Raw genomic sequence first — 14,422 nt, 5'->3', positions numbered from 1 at the left:
ATGCCTTCGGCTTCCTTCATGGATTCGGCCATCTCCTCCAGGAGCTTCTGGAGCGAGGGACCGAAGTCCGTCACGGGCTTCGTGGGCGAGGTGAGGACCTTGTGCGGCCAGATGACGATGTCGCGAGTCATGGGGCACAATTTGCCATGGGCCCCCCTCCCGGTGCCACGCCGGAAGGCCCTGGGTGGGGCTCGTGAAGCCCCAGCATCGCCGAGCACAGGTCTGGTAGACCTCCGGCATGCACCCGCACTCCCAGCTCATCACCGACTTCTACTCGGCGTTCCAGCGTCGCGACGCGAAGGCCATGAACGCCTGCTACCACCCGGAGGTGGAGTTCTCCGACGCGGTCTTCCTCGGCCTGCGCCACGGGGGAACCACCGCCATGTGGAGCATGCTCGTCGAGCGAGGCAAGGACCTGGAGGTCACCTTCCGGGACGTCCAGGCCGATGACCGCACCGGCCGCGCCCACTGGGATGCCCACTACACCTTCGCCACCACTGGCCGGAAGGTCCTCAACCGCATCGACGCGGAGTTCGAGTTCCGCGACGGGAAGATTGTCCGCCACCAGGACAGCTTCGACTTCTGGACCTGGTCGCGACAGGCCCTGGGCCCCGCCGGACTCGTCCTCGGCTGGACGCCCTTCCTCAAGAACAAGGTCCGCTCCCAGGCCCGCCGCACCCTGGACAAGTACATGAGGGACCACAACCTCACCGGCCCCTGACTCCCGCTACCGGGCCGCGCTCCCCTGTCTCAGCGGCTTCAGGTCCGGCTCCACCCAGCCCGCGCGCGCCTCGGCCGAGTCCAGGGTCGCCTTCTGGTAGTGGCTCGCCAACAGCCTCGCGTCGGTCAGCTCGGGGCTCGCCTCCAACAAGGCATCCAGGGACGCACTCCCGGGTGCCGCGTCCATCGCCCCCTGGACGAGCTCCGCCCAGCCCCGCGTCATCGTCTCGTGGTACTTGCCCGTCGCCCCGAGCGCCGTGGCGTAGCCCCGGATGAGCTCGCGCAGACGCGCCAGCCCCGCCTCGAAGCCCTCCGCTCGCAGGCACAGCCAGGCCAGCCGCAAGTGCTCCCGGTGACGGAAGCGCTCTCCCGGATAGGTGGCCGCTTCCACCGCCACGAGGAAGTCCGCGTCTCCTCCGGTGTCTCGTTCCTCTCGCATGGCCTCTCGTTGTCCGCTCATGACCTGGTGACCTTCTTTTTCGCCCTCGGCTTGCGCGCGGGGCGGACCTCCCGGTCCACCTCGGCGAGGGCCTCGAGCCCCGTCGTGAGGCCCTCCACGTCCTCGTCCCCGAGCCGCTCCAGCACCGCGGCCTCCAAGACCTCCAGGCGACGGTGGACCCGGGTGGCCAACGCCCGGCCCGGCCCCGTCAACAACACCTGGAACGAGCGCCGGTCCTCGGGCCTCGACTCCCGCTTCACCAGCCGCTTCGCCTCCAGCCGGTCCATGTAGCTGGTCAGCGTGGAGCGCTTGTGCGCGAAGGCCTGGTGCAGCTCGCTCAGCGAGGTGTCCCCCGCTTCCAACAGGTAGGCCAACAGGTGCGCCTCCCCTTGCGAGAGCCCCAGCGGAGGCTCGACGGCCTCCAGGAACAGGCCGATGCGGTGGGTGGCCCGGTGCACTTCCAGGACGAATTGGAGCCGCTTCATGGCAACACCATAACAACCGCTCCGCTTTCGGAAATTCCGAAAATGGAATGAATCGTCCTCCAGTCGACCCGAATGCCCGGACGCCCCCGGATGCCCTATCCTCCGGACATGCCCCCCGAGAACTCGCCCTTGGACGTGCTGGACCTCTGGCTCCTGGAGGCCGCCCTGGAGTTGCCGACGCCCCTCCACCTGCTCGCGTCGTCAGCCCCCGCGGCCGCACTCAACATGCGCGATGACCCTCGCTTCTCCCACGAGGAGCTGTGCGAGCGCCTGGCCGGCCTCGCCGAGCGAGACCTCATCATCGTCCACGAGCACCCGGACGGCATGGAGGAGCTCTTCACCCCCGACGCGATTTCCAAGGCGCTCCTCCGGCCACGCCCTCGCGCCTTCCACGTCTACGAGCTCACGCCCTCGGGCGGCGCGCACTGGGAGGCCCAGGCCCAGCCCGACTGGAGCCGCTACGTCAACGCCGGCGAAGAGCCCAGCGCCAACGAGGCCCCGGAGTCTTGGGTCATCGAGGCCCTGAGCCTCGACATCGCCGAGGCGGAGTTTCGCTTCCACGAGGAGCTCGGCGATGGCAACCGCCCCGTCCCTGAGTCCAAGCTCGGGGAGGAGCTGGCTCCCTGGAACGTGACGTACTGGAAGACGCTGCCGCGCGGATATCGCCTCCGCTACACCAGCGTCCCTCGGACTCCCGACCCGGCTCGCGTCGCCGCGACGCCCCGTCGAGCTCCCTGGTACACGCCCGTTCGACTGTGACCCTGGGGCGAGCCCTCGCCCTTCATGGGCTCGGCCACGCGACCTGGCCTGCGTTTCCTCCTCGCCCCTCCTGGTCGCGACGACGAGGAGAGCCCCCTCGGTCCGCATGGGCTCGAACCGCGGGGCCACTCAGGGAGTCACGGCGCCTTGGCTCCGGCGGACTTCGGGGCCTCGGCCCGGTACACGTAGAGCGTGTAGTTGGAGCCCGTCGCATAGCCGGGCAGCTTCCCCGGGTTGAACACACTGGTGCTCGATACCGTGCCGCCCGCGTAGCCGCTCGGCAGCTCCACCAGCTTCAGGGCACACCCCGCCAGCACGAGCCCCGCTACCGGTACGTCGTTGCTCACCAACGTGCACGTCCCGGAGGCCGTGAAGCTCCCCTCCGGCAGGTTGAAGCGCATGTGCGCCGGGATTTGCTGCCCCGCCGGAAAACGGGTGTCCGTGATTCGCAGGCACGCCGTCGCCGTCCCCACGCTCTTCTCACCCCGGCTCACCCACTTGCCGTCGCGCTCGCGGCTCTTCGGCACGTAGATGCTCGCGCCCAACTTCACCGTCGTCTCGAACGGCGCCGCCGCGCACACCGCCGCGTCCGGGGGCTTCGTCGGGTCCTCCTGCGTGCGGAATTGATAGACCTCCTCCTCCGCGCGCGCCTCGGACGCTCCCGCCAGCATCACCCACGCACCCAGCACCACCGCACCACCGTGCCACCGCGACATAGGCTGCTCCCTTGGTTCGAGAGTCCGGAGCCCCGCGCGCGCAATCCGACCTCTCGTGCCGACGGGCCCGGCGCTCCGGCTGACCTCCGCTGCGAGAAAACAGAGACCTTTGAGGCCCCGGGCGCGCACGGCCCCTCCGTACCGCGCGCGCCTGAAGGCCACTGCTACTGCCAGGACAGCGTGTACTCGGCGTCGAGCGCCCCTGTCTTCTTGCCGCTCACGTGCACCTGCGTGCCACCCATCGCCTCGATGACGGCCTGGAGCACACCCTCGTGATAGGCCGGCGTCATGAAGTCGCGCTTCATCGTGAAGACGCCACTCGTGTCACTCGTCCACTTCACGCCGCGCTCACCGTAGCTCACCGCCGCCCGGTAACCCGAGTGCAGGTTGCCCAGCATCCGCTTCGGGCTGTTTCCCGCCAGCAGCAACAACGTCTTGCCCGCCGCCGAGGACAGGAAGTCCGACGTCGCCTGCACTCCCATCCTCCGCAGCGCCGGGTCGAACCCACCCAGCTGCGGCCCCATCACCTGCGCCGCCGTGAAGGACAACCGCAGGAACGCCGCCACCGGGTAGTTGAAGAAGTCGATGTACTTCTTTTCGCCCGCGACGACGAGGCACCGCTGTACCGCGACGTCGCCACCAAGCACCCTCACCGCGCCAAGCACGCCATTGAAAAACAGTCCTCGCGCGGTGTCTTCGCGCGTCGCCAACGAAACGCGCTCCTCCAATTCGCGCGCGAGGTGAGGCTCGAGCGCGTCCGACTGCTGCTTCATGTCTGGCATCAAACGGTGTCTCCACGGGGGGAAGGAGGCACTCGAAGTTTACAGCCGAATCAACTGCGCGCCGTAGTGGATATTCGCTCCAACGGCCGCCACCAACACTATGTCCCCCGCACCCAGTCGCACGCGACCCGCCTCCAGGTCCTCCGCCAGCAGGATGAGCATCCCCGCCGCCGACGTGTTTCCATACAAGTCAACATTGCAAGCAACCGCCTCCGGCGACAGCCCCGCCCGCGTCACGAAGGCATCCATCACCCGCTTGTTGGGTTGGTGAAAGTAGTACCGCTTCACCTCACCCTTCAGCTCGGGTCTGGGACTCAACACCGTGTCCAGGCACTTCTGCATGTACTCCGGGTAGCTGCGCGCCACGCGAAACCCATCCACCACGAAGGCCATGTCCGCGGGACGAGACCGACCTGGCTGGTAGGGGAGCTTCAACACCCCGCCCCCCTTCCGGATGACCAGGTCCCCGTGCGCGTTGCCCGAGAACGAGGCGAGGATGCCCGCTCCTGCCGGAGCGTCCTGCTTCGTCTGGAGCACCACCGCGCCCGCCCCGTCCCCGAACACGTACATGGAGAGGTAGCCCTGGAGCGTCTTCGCCCGGCCCGGCCCCGGAGGCAGCTCGTCCAGGTACACCTCCCGGTTCACCAGCGGCGAGGTGAAGGCCGACGCCACCACCGCCACCGAGCGGAAGCGGCCCCCGTCCATCATCTTCTTCACCAGGTCCAACACGTACGTCGTGCCACCACACCCGTCATCCACCACCAGCGCGAACGCGTCCTCCCTCAGCCCCAGCCGGTGGTGCAGTTGCATGGCGTCGTGGTTGAAGTGCGGCGCGTCCGGCGTGCACGTCACGACGAAGAGCGCGTCCAACTCCCCCGCGTCCACGCCCGAGTTCGTCAGCGCCTTGCGCAGCGCCACCTCGCACATGTCCGTGTTCGTGGCGGGGTAGATGTGGCCGTCGTCCTCCGGCGGAGGCACCGCGCGGCCCGTCGCCTCGTCGATGTCCCAGAGGAAGCGCCGCTCACGGATACCCAGCTTCTCCTCGATGCGCTCCGCCGGCCACCCGGGGATGGCTCGTGAGATGCGCGCATTGCTCACCCGACGCGATGGAACGAAAGCCCCGGCTCCGACGACACAGACATTGGGTGTCATTTCATGGCCTCGTCTTTTCACCGCGACGCCGGATGGGAGGGATTCCCTGGCCCGTTCTGTCGAGCAGGATTCACGCCAGAAACGAAGCCCTTGAAATGACGGTCCACTCCGCCGGAAGTGGCTTCACCTTTGAAGCCCCTGGCGCCCTTTCAACGGGGCAATCCCATGGATTTACTGGAGAGGCGGCTGCGCTTCAAAAATGAAGCACTTTGCGACATTTCCGAAGCAGCCTCGGCGATACATTTACTTTCCGTGCGCGGCGACTCCACTCGAAGCGGGCGGCGCGCTCAGGGAAACCCCTGTGTTGCAAGTGATTGCTCACTCCCAGTGCCGAGACATCCGCGACCCACCCCACATTGCTACGGGCGTGGGCGCCTTCCGGTTTCCAGACCGAGCCGGAAGCCTTCAGCCTCCGTGAAGTCGACTGCTTCCCGGAGCATGTGGGCCCATGCCAGTCTCCGCCGACCGAAAGGCGTCGGAACCCACCGCCTCGTCGCGACTCACGTCCCGAGCGAGGCCCGACGAATGGGACGTGCCCTCGCTCAAGTCCTATCCCCGTCGCTGGCAGCCCCTCATCCGGCTCGTGCTCTTCACCGCGGCCTATGCGCTCGGCGCCCGGCTGGGCTCGGTGCTCGCCTTCCCTCCCCAGTTGGTGTCCGCCATGTGGCCCCCCAGCGGCGTGGCGCTCGTGGGGCTCCTGCTCACCCGGCACCGGGAGTGGCCGCTGCTCGTGCTCGGCGCCATCCTGGTGGAGCCGTTCGCCGTTCACGACGCCCACCTGCCCGTCACCTCCGCCAGCTTCGTCGTCGCCACCGGCAACCTGCTCGAGGCCATGGTGGGCGCCGTGCTCCTGCGGCGACTGGTGCGCATCCACCCCGCGATGGACCGCGTGCGCGACGTGCTGGGGCTGGTAGGGCTGGCCGCCCTCGGCAGCACCCTCATCAGCGCCAGCCTGGGCATGGGCTTCATGCTGTCGAACCAGCGCATGGCCGCGAGCGACTTCTGGCCCTCCTGGCGCGTGTTCTGGGTGGGCAACGCCATGGGTGTGCTGCTCGTGGCCCCCCTGCTGCTCACCTGGCTGTCACGGGGACTCGACGGGTGGAACAGGCAGCGGCGCCTGGAGCTGGCCGCGCTGCTGCTGCTGCTCGGCGTGGCCACCCAGTGGGTGTTCAGCATGCCGCCCACCGCGGCGCCTCCCGCCACCTTCCACCCCGTCACCTACCTGTCCTTCCCCTTCCTGCTGTGGGCCGCCCTGCGCTTCGAGGCCCGGGGCACCACCATGGCCACCGCGGTGATGTCCACGCTGGCCCTCTGGCACACCGCTCACGGCAACGGCCCCTTCGCCCAGTTCGCCTGGCACAACGACAGCCTCACCTTCCTCCAGTCCTTCCTCGCCGTCGCCAGCGTGTCCGGACTGCTGCTCGCCAGCGCCCTCAGCGAGCGACGACGCGCCCAGGAAGAGGTGAGCCACCTCAACCAGGAGCTGCGCCAGTCCCTGCAGACACTCGCCGCCACCCAGGCCACCCTCGTGCGCCGCGAACGCATGGCCGCGCTCGGTGAGCTCAGCGCCACCGTGGCCCATGAGGTCCGCAATCCCCTGGGCGCCATCTCCAACGCGCTCGCCGCCATCCGCCGACTCGCGCCCCAGACGGCCACCGGGCCCTCCGGCACCCTGCTCGACATCATGGATGAGGAGGTCCAACGCCTGGACCTCATCGTCAATGACCTGCTCGACTTCACCCGCCCCATGGAGCCACGCCTGCGGACCCAGGCGCTCGGCCCCGTCGTCGACGGCGCGCTGACCGCGTCCCTTCGCTCGGGGCCCTCCGGCATCAGCGTGTCGCGGGCCCTGGACGAACCCCTCCCGCCCATCGACCTGGATGCGCACCTGCTCCACGTTGCCCTCACCAACCTGTTCACCAATGCCGTGCAGGCCATGCCCTCCGGCGGCAGCCTCGTCACGCGCATCGAGCCGGACACTCGCGCCGGGACACCTCACGCGCGGCTCACCATCTCCGACACCGGGCACGGCATCGCTCCCGAGGTGCAACAGCGCATCTTCGAGCCCTTCTTCACCACCCGCGCCAGCGGCACCGGACTGGGACTCGCCATCGTCCGCCGCATCGTCGACGGACACCACGGCGAGGTCACCGTCGACAGCACCGTCGGTCAGGGCACCACCTTCACCGTGTGGCTGCCCTGTGCCCGTGAGGCACCGGCTTCGGCTTGAGGTGACTTGGAGCCCTGGCCCGGGCTCGAACTTCACGCCTCGGGTTGAAGTGAAGGTGACGCGGAGCTCTGGCCTCGGGCTCGAACTTCGTGCCTCGGCTTGAAGTGACGGTGACGCGGAGCTCTGGCCCCGGGCTCGAACTTCACTCGGGAGGCTCTCGCCTCGGATTGAAGCTGACGGTCCGCCTCTTGGCCTCGTGGAGAAGACTGGCCCGACCGGGGCGCGGGGCGCGCCACTGCGATGAACCGATGGGCCACAGGACACGGCGCGGACGTCCTCACGCCTCCGTGTTCGCCACACCCGAGACGGTCCGGACACCGTGGTTCGCACGGTGCCCGTGTCCTGTCCCGCGAGCACCCCGTGACAGGGTGCCCGCTACTCCACTTCAGAACGGGATGTTGTCGTCATCGCCCGGCGGCGGGACGTCATCCTGGTAGCCACCGCCACCACGACCGCCGTAGCCGCCACCTCCACCGCCACCACGATTGTCGTAGCCCTCGTTGCCACCACCACCGCCTCCGCCCTGCTGCCGACCGATCTCCGCCTCGATGGCCGAGAGCAGCTGGCGCTCCTTGTCGTGCCAGCGCGACTTGCTCGGGTCGTTCAGCGAGCGGCGCGCGCCGTTCGCGTAGAACTCCAGGTCCTGCATGCTCGCGCCCGCGACCGGCGCACCCTTGCTGCGGCCGTAGTTCGGGAAGACCATTCCGTCCCCGCCACCACCACCGCCGCCGCTACTCGGCGCCGCCGCGCGACGAGGCGCCGCGGAGGCCGCATCCGGCGTCCCGCCGATGGACAGCTCGCCCATCCTCAGCGTGAAGCCTTCTTCATTCTTGAACGCCGTGCCGACTCGCACCTGCTCCACGTGCCCATCGGGACGCCGCACCGCCACGGTGACTGGATAGCCTTGCTCACTCATGGCGCCCGAATCCCATCACCAGCCCCAAGCTGTCAACGGAAGCGCGCACCCGCCTGTCCGCCATCCACCCGCCCGCCTGGATGACGCTCTCCCTCCCTCGTGAACCGGGTGTTCGGCGCACGCCACCTCGCTCACGACGGCACACTCCGCACACACCTCGGGCAGGCGCGCCGCACACCCATGCGCGTCCTCGGCCTTGCACCCGAGCACATCGCCTCACAGCAGCGCCGCGCTCACCCTGGCGCGCCTGCCGCCTCGGAGGCCAGACCGCTGGACCGGAAGCAACGCCCATGGCGCTCTCGGACTGGCGCGCCTCCAGCCTCGGGAGACAGGGCCTCCGGACCGGAGAAAAACCAGGATTCGGATACACGCCTCGCGCAGCGGCCCTCCTCAGGGACACTCGAGCGGGGCGGCGGGCTCCCTCTCTTCGGGAGCCCACCTCGAATGGACAGCGAGCAGGAGCGCGAAAGCGTCGCGACTCCGCTCAGCTACGCCATCCTGCCCTTCTTGCCACGCGCCGCCGTCTTGGACCGGGAAGCTCCACGCTTCGCGGCCACCGGCTGCGCCTCCTGCAGCGCCTTGCTCGCCGCACGACCACGCGGCAGCTTCACGTCCTGCACCGACTGCGGCCGGGCGTCATCCACCCACGCCGTCGGACGACGGTCCGTGCGCATCAGCAACCGCAGCTTCTGGTAGTGCGCCGAGCAATACCCCTTCGAACGGCTGGGACGCTTGCAGCCGATGATGGCGCACGAACGCGAGCCATCCGCCGTCTTCGCGCCACGCGCCACCGGAGCCGGCGCCGCCTTCGCCGCCGCACCCCGCGTCGCCACCAGCGGCAACTCCACCTGCGCCGTCGGACGACGACCCGGCTTGCCACGCTTCGCCGCCGGAGCCGGCAACACCGCCGCCTGCCGCGTCGCCGGCTGCCGCGTCGCCGGCTGCCGCGTCGTCGCAGCCTGCCGCGTCGTCGCCGCAGGACGAACTCCCGCCAGCGCACCCAACCGGCTGGTCAGCGGCGCCAACCGGAACGTCACTGAACGCAGCATGTCCAGGGCCTCAAGGCCCTCCTCCAACCGATTCACCGCCTGCTGCAAAGGCACCAGCTGGGACTGCAGCTCGCGCCGGAACATCTCTCCAAGCTCATTCGCAATGGACATGTGCCGGGAGGATATACGCCGTCCTGGGTTATCGACAGGAAATACACTGCACGACGCGCGCCAACGGTCATCTCGCGAGCGATTTCCCGTTCCCGCCCCCTCCGCGAGGTTCTGCGCTCAAAAGAGCACTCAGACCGAGGGGCCCCCCCTGAAACAGACGTATCAGCCCCGGGCGTGGGGCGGCGAGGCGGTCTCCACCGTCTCCACCACCACCTTGGGTGCCGTCGGAGCCTGCGTCTCCACCGTCGTCTCGGGACGCTCGGACAGCAGGGCGGTCGCCGTCGGGCAGGAGCGCACCATCGAGGAGAGCGCCCATACAAACAACAACGTCACGACGAACGGATGACCCACGACACATGCCTCCCAGCACTCGGATTCCCACCAAGAACGCGACTGGCGGGATTCCTTGGACCCAGTGGGATACGAACGACCATAGGCAAAGGGTCTGACGTGCCCTGGAGGGAGGGGCAGGGGCCCGCCGAGCAGCCCCCTCCCAGGTACCGCCCCGGGCCCCCGCGGCGGCGCGCCGGATGTTAAAGGAGGCGGAACATGACTCCGGCCCCTCCTTCCGTCCGCTTCCGAGGCACCGATTCCTACCTGACCCACGAGGGCCTCCAGGCCGCCGTCAACTGCGCCCTCACCCTCCAGCGCCCCCTGCTGGTGAAGGGCGAGCCTGGCACGGGCAAGACGCTGCTGGCGGAGGCCATCGCCCAGGCCCTGGGCCACAAGCTGCTCACCTGGCACGTCAAGAGCACCACCCGCGCTCAGGACGGCCTGTATGTCTACGACACCGTGCAGCGCCTGTATGACTCGCGCTTCGGCGACGGCGACGTGCGAGACATCCGCCGATACATCCGCATGGGCCCCCTGGGCGAGGCGTTCTCCGCCCCCGAGCGCGTCGTGCTGCTCATCGACGAGGTCGACAAGGCGGACCTCGAGTTCCCCAACGATTTGCTCCACGAGCTGGACCGGATGCGCTTCCGCGTGACGGAGACGAACGACGAGGTGGCCGCGAAGCACCGCCCCATCGTCGTGATTACGTCCAACAACGAGAAGGAGCTGCCGGACGCGTTCCTGCGCCGCTGCGTGTTCCACTTCATCGACTTCCCCGACGCGGAGCTCATGCGCCGCATCGTCGACGTGCACCACCCGGGGCTCGACGCCGCGCTCGCCGACCAGGCCCTCAAGGTCTTCTACGAGCTGCGCGGCCTCACCCGCCTGCGCAAGCGGCCCTCCACCAGCGAGCTCATCGACTGGATTGCCGTGCTCAAGGCCCAGGGCATCAACGACTTGAAGCTGGACGAGAACCTGCCGTTCCTCGGCGCCCTGCTGAAGAAGGAGCAGGACATGGTCTCCGTCGCGGAGGCCTTCGGGCGCGGCCGTCGCTCACGGGCCTGAGCCATGTTCCTGCCATTCTTCTACGAGCTGCGACGACGGGGCGTGAAGGTGGGCGCGCAGGAGGCGCTCGCCCTTGCGGGGGCCTTGAAAGCGGGCCTCCATGACAGCAGCCTCGACGGCTTCTACCACGTGGCGCGCGCGCTCCTGGTCCACTCGGAGACGCAGCTGGACTCGTTCGACCAGGCCTTCCTCTCCCACTTCCAGGGCGTGGAGACCGCGGGCCTGGAGCTGACTCAAGAGCTGATGTCCTGGCTGGAGGAAGCGCGCGAGCGGCCGCAGCTGACGCCCGAGGAGATGGCGCTGCTGGAGGCGCTGGACCCCGAGGAGATTCGTCGCCTGTTCGAGGAGCGCCTGCGCGAACAGAAGGAACGCCACGACGGCGGCAACCGGTGGATTGGCACCGGCGGCACCTCACCGTTCGGCAACAACGGCTTCTCGCGCGGCGGCATGCGCGTGGGCGGCAAGGCCGGCGGCAAGCAGGGCATGGCGATGATGCAGGCGGGGGCTCGCAGGTACGCGGGCTACCGCGATGACCTGGTGCTCGACACGCGGCAGATGGCCGTGGCGCTGCGCAAGCTGCGCGCCTTCGCTCGCGATGGGGCTCCGGACGAGCTGGACATCGACGAGAGCATCTCCGCCACCGCGCGCAACGCGGGCGAACTGGAAGTCGTGACGCGGCCTCCGCGCAGGCCCAACACCCGCGTGGTGCTGGCCATGGACGTGGGCGGCTCCATGGACCCGTACGCCGCGGTGATGAGCCGGCTGTTCTCCGTCGCGAGCCAGGCCACGCACTTCAAGGAATTGCGAACGTATTACTTTCACAACTGCGTCTACGGAAAGCTCTACGCCACGCCGCAGCTCACCGGCGGCATGACGGTGCCGGAGCTGGTGGCGCAGGTGGGACGGCACCACAAGCTCGTCATGGTGGGCGATGCCTCCATGGCCCCGTACGAGCTGGCCATCCGCACGGACGCGGACGGGCGCTACAAGGCGGACGGACAGGAAGGGCTGACGTGGCTGATGCAGCTGGCCCAGCACTTCGAGCGCAACGTGTGGCTCAACCCGGAGCCGATGGGCTCGTGGCGCTCGGGCTCCATCGCGATGGTGGCCCAGGTGTTCCCCATGTTCTCCCTCACCGTGGAGGGACTGGGTGAGGCCGTGGCCCACCTGACTCGCGGGCGCACCGTGAAGGGCGCGGCGGCGCGGCGCTGAAGTCACTCCCGCCCTCCTTCGGGGGCGGGGAATTCCCGGGGCGCGTGGACTGCAAGACGGCGGGCGGCCGAGGGCTCTCGTTTCGTGCGGCGCACCGCCTCCAGTTACGGCATGGTGCGCCCCACGAGAGCCCGGAGCACGAGGACCTTATGACGACCGACAATCAGCAGGACGTGCTGAGCATCAACACCATCCGCACCCTGGCCATGGATGCGGTACAGCAAGCCCACTCGGGCCACCCGGGGGCGCCCATGTCCCTGGCCCCCGTCGCCTACCAGCTCTGGCAGCAAGAGCTCCGGTATGACCCGTCCCACCCCATCTGGCCCGACCGCGACAGGTTCATCCTCTCCAACGGCCACGCGTCCATGCTGCTCTACGCCCTGCTCCACCTGGCCGGCGTCAAGCGCGTCACCCGCGACTACAAAATCGAAGACGCCCTCAGCGTGTCGCTCGAGGACATCCAGAAGTTCCGTCAGCTGGACTCGTCCACTCCCGGCCACCCCGAGTACCGGTGGACCAGCGGCGTGGAGACGACCACCGGTCCCCTGGGCCAGGGCGTCGCCAACAGCGTGGGCATGGCCATCGCCAGCCGCTGGCTCGCCGGCCACTTCAACAAGCCCGGCTTCGAGATGTTCTCCCATGACGTCTACGCCATCTGCGGCGACGGCGACCTCATGGAAGGCGTCGCGTCCGAGGCCGCGTCCATCGCCGGCCACCTCCAGCTGCCCAACCTCTGCTGGCTCTACGACTCCAACCACATCTCCATCGACGGCAGCACCGACCTGGCCTTCACCGAGGACGTGGGCCGCCGCTTCGAGGGCTACGGCTGGCGCGTGCTGCGCGTCCCGGACGCCAATGACTTGACCGTCCTGGGCGAGTCCCTCCACGCATTCAAGACGCTGCGGGGCAAGCCCACCCTCATCATCGTCACCACCCAGATTGCCTACGGCGCGCCCAAGCTCCAGGGGTCGTCCAAGGCCCACGGCGAGCCGCTCGGCGACGAGGAGATCAAGGGCACCAAGCGCAACTACGGCTGGCCCGAGGACGCGAAGTTCCTGGTCCCCGAGGGCGTGCGCGAGCGCTTCCAGGACCGCATGGGCGCGCGCGGCAAGAAGCTGCGCGAGGAGTGGGACGCGCGCTTCGTCGAGTACCAGAAGCAGTTCCCCGAGCTGGCCGACGAGCTGACGCGCATGCAGCGCCGTGAAGCGCCGAAGGGCTGGGACTCCGAGCTGCCGACGTTCCCCGCCGACGCCAAGGGCATGGCCACCCGCGAGTCCAGCGGCAAGGTGCTCAACGCCGTCGCGAAGAACCACCCGTGGCTGGTGGGCGGCTCGGCCGACCTCAACCCGTCCACGAAGACGTACATCAACGGCTCCGAGTCCATGAAGCCCGGCGACCAGGCCGGCCGCAACATCCACTTCGGTGTGCGCGAGCACGCGATGGGCTCCATCGTCAACGGCCTGTGCCTCAGCAAGGTGCGCGGCTACGGCGCCACGTTCCTCATCTTCAGTGAGTACGAGCGCCCCGCCATCCGCCTGTCCTCGCTGATGGAGCTGCCCGCGCTCCACATCTTCACGCACGACTCCATCGGCCTGGGCGAGGACGGCCCCACCCACCAGCCCGTGGAGCAGCTGGCCAGCCTGCGCGCCATCCCCGGCCTCATCGTCCTGCGCCCCGCCGACGCCAACGAAGTCGTCGAGGCGTGGCGGGTCATCGGCCAGCAGAAGAGCCACCCCGTCGTCCTCGTGCTCACCCGCCAGGCCGTGCCCACCGTGGACCGCAGCAAGTACGGCGCGGCCTCCGGCGTCGCCAAGGGCGGCTACGTGCTGGCGGACGCGGAGGGCGGCAAGCCCGAGGTGGTGCTCATCGGCACCGGCAGCGAGGTGTCCCTGTGCATGGACGCCCACGACAAGCTCACCGCCGAGGGCATCAAGTCCCGCGTCGTCAGCCTGCCCTCGTGGGAGCTGTTCGAGCAGCAGCCCCAGGAGTACCGCGACAGCGTGCTGCCGCCCACCGTGCGCGCGCGCGTCGCGGTGGAGAAGGGCGCGGCCTTCGGCTGGGAGCGCTGGGTCGGCTTCGATGGCGGCATCGTCGCCATGCGCAGCTTCGGCGCGTCCGCTCCCATCAAGGCGCTCCAGCAGAAGTTCGGCTTCACCGTCGACAACGTGGTGAAGGTGGCCAAGGCCACGCTGGCCAAGGCCAAGGCGTAGTCACCCGCGCGCTCCTCGCGCGCCGCCAGAAAAGACAAGGGCCCCGGACCATCCCCCAACGGTCCGGGGCCCTTCTTGCTTCTGTCCTCCGGTACTCCCAGACCTTCACTGCCGCCGTGCCGCCGTGCCGCCAAAAGAAAGTGACTCGGGCCATCCCCCAACAGCCCGAGCACTCGAGCGCCCCGTTGAAGAGGGACGCCGCATCAAGAAAAGGCCCCCGACTCATCCCCCAACAAATCGGGG

Annotated in this window: 15 protein-coding genes (1 of these 15 cut by a window edge); 6 read left to right on the top strand and 9 right to left on the bottom strand. The window is 68.8% G+C overall.

The window, feature by feature from the left end:
- Positions 1–131 carry the 5' portion of a peptide deformylase gene (gene def / locus ACN469_RS23025; RefSeq protein ID WP_498770894.1) on the bottom strand. The gene continues 379 nt to the left of window position 1, outside the view, so only the first 131 of its 510 coding nucleotides appear in the window; it begins with the start codon at positions 129–131; its stop codon lies beyond the left edge, outside the window.
- A 107-nt stretch (positions 132–238) separates the two neighbouring features.
- Between def and ACN469_RS23020 the strand changes: the two genes are divergently transcribed.
- Positions 239–721: a nuclear transport factor 2 family protein gene (locus tag ACN469_RS23020; protein WP_498770893.1), complete on the top strand. Its 483-nt coding sequence runs from the start codon at positions 239–241 to the stop codon at positions 719–721.
- 6 nt (positions 722–727) lie between these two features.
- Here ACN469_RS23020 and ACN469_RS23015 read toward each other — a convergent pair whose 3' ends face one another.
- Positions 728–1,159 (bottom strand): hypothetical protein, encoded by a 432-nt coding sequence (locus ACN469_RS23015; RefSeq protein ID WP_498770892.1) that lies wholly within the window; start codon positions 1,157–1,159, stop codon positions 728–730.
- A 17-nt stretch (positions 1,160–1,176) separates the two neighbouring features.
- The gene (locus ACN469_RS23010; protein WP_498770891.1) at positions 1,177–1,644 is read right to left on the bottom strand and encodes a MarR family winged helix-turn-helix transcriptional regulator; all 468 of its coding nucleotides are present in this window, start codon (positions 1,642–1,644) and stop codon (positions 1,177–1,179) included.
- 90 nt (positions 1,645–1,734) lie between these two features.
- Here ACN469_RS23010 and ACN469_RS23005 point away from each other — a divergent pair, with 90 nt between their 5' ends.
- The gene (locus ACN469_RS23005; protein ID WP_498770890.1) at positions 1,735–2,403 is read left to right on the top strand and encodes a hypothetical protein; all 669 of its coding nucleotides are present in this window, start codon (positions 1,735–1,737) and stop codon (positions 2,401–2,403) included.
- Positions 2,404–2,540: 137 nt separating this feature from the next.
- Here the strand turns inward: ACN469_RS23005 and ACN469_RS23000 are convergent, their stop codons facing one another.
- From ACN469_RS23000 to ACN469_RS22990, 3 genes are all read right to left on the bottom strand, one after another.
- The gene (locus tag ACN469_RS23000) at positions 2,541–3,119 is read right to left on the bottom strand and encodes a hypothetical protein (protein ID WP_498770889.1); all 579 of its coding nucleotides are present in this window, start codon (positions 3,117–3,119) and stop codon (positions 2,541–2,543) included.
- A 164-nt stretch (positions 3,120–3,283) separates the two neighbouring features.
- Entirely contained in the window at positions 3,284–3,901 is a 618-nt protein-coding gene (locus ACN469_RS22995) for a DUF2378 family protein (RefSeq protein WP_498770888.1), read from the bottom strand.
- A gap of 39 nt (positions 3,902–3,940) precedes the next feature.
- A complete protein-coding gene (locus tag ACN469_RS22990; RefSeq protein WP_498770887.1) occupies positions 3,941–5,053 on the bottom strand; it encodes a 3-oxoacyl-ACP synthase III family protein in 1,113 nt (370 codons plus the stop codon).
- Between the two features lie 532 nt (positions 5,054–5,585).
- On the opposite strand from ACN469_RS22990, the gene ACN469_RS22985 reads away from it, so the two are divergent.
- The gene (locus tag ACN469_RS22985; RefSeq protein WP_498770886.1) at positions 5,586–7,283 is read left to right on the top strand and encodes a sensor histidine kinase; all 1,698 of its coding nucleotides are present in this window, start codon (positions 5,586–5,588) and stop codon (positions 7,281–7,283) included.
- 385 nt (positions 7,284–7,668) lie between these two features.
- Here the strand turns inward: ACN469_RS22985 and ACN469_RS22980 are convergent, their stop codons facing one another.
- The 3 genes from ACN469_RS22980 to ACN469_RS22970 all read right to left on the bottom strand — a co-directional run bounded on the left by ACN469_RS22980 (position 7,669) and on the right by ACN469_RS22970 (position 9,710).
- On the bottom strand, positions 7,669–8,199 hold the full coding sequence (locus ACN469_RS22980; protein ID WP_498770885.1) for a hypothetical protein: 531 nt from the start codon (positions 8,197–8,199) through the stop codon (positions 7,669–7,671).
- 488 nt (positions 8,200–8,687) lie between these two features.
- Positions 8,688–9,359 (bottom strand): vegetative protein, encoded by a 672-nt coding sequence (locus tag ACN469_RS22975; protein WP_498770884.1) that lies wholly within the window; start codon positions 9,357–9,359, stop codon positions 8,688–8,690.
- Positions 9,360–9,521: 162 nt separating this feature from the next.
- A complete protein-coding gene (locus tag ACN469_RS22970; RefSeq protein ID WP_498770883.1) occupies positions 9,522–9,710 on the bottom strand; it encodes a hypothetical protein in 189 nt (62 codons plus the stop codon).
- A gap of 198 nt (positions 9,711–9,908) precedes the next feature.
- On the opposite strand from ACN469_RS22970, the gene ACN469_RS22965 reads away from it, so the two are divergent.
- The 3 genes from ACN469_RS22965 (at position 9,909) to tkt (ending at position 14,179) form a co-directional block, all read left to right on the top strand.
- Positions 9,909–10,757 carry an AAA family ATPase gene (locus ACN469_RS22965; protein WP_498770882.1) on the top strand — a complete coding sequence of 283 codons (849 nt, stop codon included), beginning with the start codon at positions 9,909–9,911 and terminating at the stop codon, positions 10,755–10,757.
- 3 nt (positions 10,758–10,760) lie between these two features.
- Positions 10,761–11,969: a vWA domain-containing protein gene (locus ACN469_RS22960; RefSeq protein ID WP_498770881.1), complete on the top strand. Its 1,209-nt coding sequence runs from the start codon at positions 10,761–10,763 to the stop codon at positions 11,967–11,969.
- Between the two features lie 149 nt (positions 11,970–12,118).
- The gene (gene tkt / locus ACN469_RS22955; RefSeq protein ID WP_498770880.1) at positions 12,119–14,179 is read left to right on the top strand and encodes a transketolase; all 2,061 of its coding nucleotides are present in this window, start codon (positions 12,119–12,121) and stop codon (positions 14,177–14,179) included.
- Positions 14,180–14,422 lie beyond the last annotated feature (243 nt).

Origin of the sequence: Corallococcus terminator (assembly GCF_049194865.1) — a bacterium.
Classification (GTDB): Bacteria; Myxococcota; Myxococcia; order Myxococcales; family Myxococcaceae; genus Myxococcus; species Myxococcus terminator_A.
Note: the sequence above shows the minus strand (reverse complement) of the source record. Positions and strands in the feature narration are given on the sequence as shown.

Coding starts and splice junctions, on each gene's coding strand:
- ACN469_RS23020 (WP_498770893.1), top strand. CDS start 239: ATGCACCCGCACTCCCAGCTCATCACCGACTTCTACTCGGCGTTCCAG.
- ACN469_RS23015 (WP_498770892.1), bottom strand. CDS start 1,159: ATGCGAGAGGAACGAGACACCGGAGGAGACGCGGACTTCCTCGTGGCG.
- ACN469_RS23010 (WP_498770891.1), bottom strand. CDS start 1,644: ATGAAGCGGCTCCAATTCGTCCTGGAAGTGCACCGGGCCACCCACCGC.
- ACN469_RS23005 (WP_498770890.1), top strand. CDS start 1,735: ATGCCCTATCCTCCGGACATGCCCCCCGAGAACTCGCCCTTGGACGTG.
- ACN469_RS23000 (WP_498770889.1), bottom strand. CDS start 3,119: ATGTCGCGGTGGCACGGTGGTGCGGTGGTGCTGGGTGCGTGGGTGATG.
- ACN469_RS22995 (WP_498770888.1), bottom strand. CDS start 3,901: ATGCCAGACATGAAGCAGCAGTCGGACGCGCTCGAGCCTCACCTCGCG.
- ACN469_RS22990 (WP_498770887.1), bottom strand. CDS start 5,053: ATGACACCCAATGTCTGTGTCGTCGGAGCCGGGGCTTTCGTTCCATCG.
- ACN469_RS22980 (WP_498770885.1), bottom strand. CDS start 8,199: ATGAGTGAGCAAGGCTATCCAGTCACCGTGGCGGTGCGGCGTCCCGAT.
- ACN469_RS22975 (WP_498770884.1), bottom strand. CDS start 9,359: ATGTCCATTGCGAATGAGCTTGGAGAGATGTTCCGGCGCGAGCTGCAG.
- ACN469_RS22965 (WP_498770882.1), top strand. CDS start 9,909: ATGACTCCGGCCCCTCCTTCCGTCCGCTTCCGAGGCACCGATTCCTAC.
- ACN469_RS22960 (WP_498770881.1), top strand. CDS start 10,761: ATGTTCCTGCCATTCTTCTACGAGCTGCGACGACGGGGCGTGAAGGTG.
- tkt (WP_498770880.1), top strand. CDS start 12,119: ATGACGACCGACAATCAGCAGGACGTGCTGAGCATCAACACCATCCGC.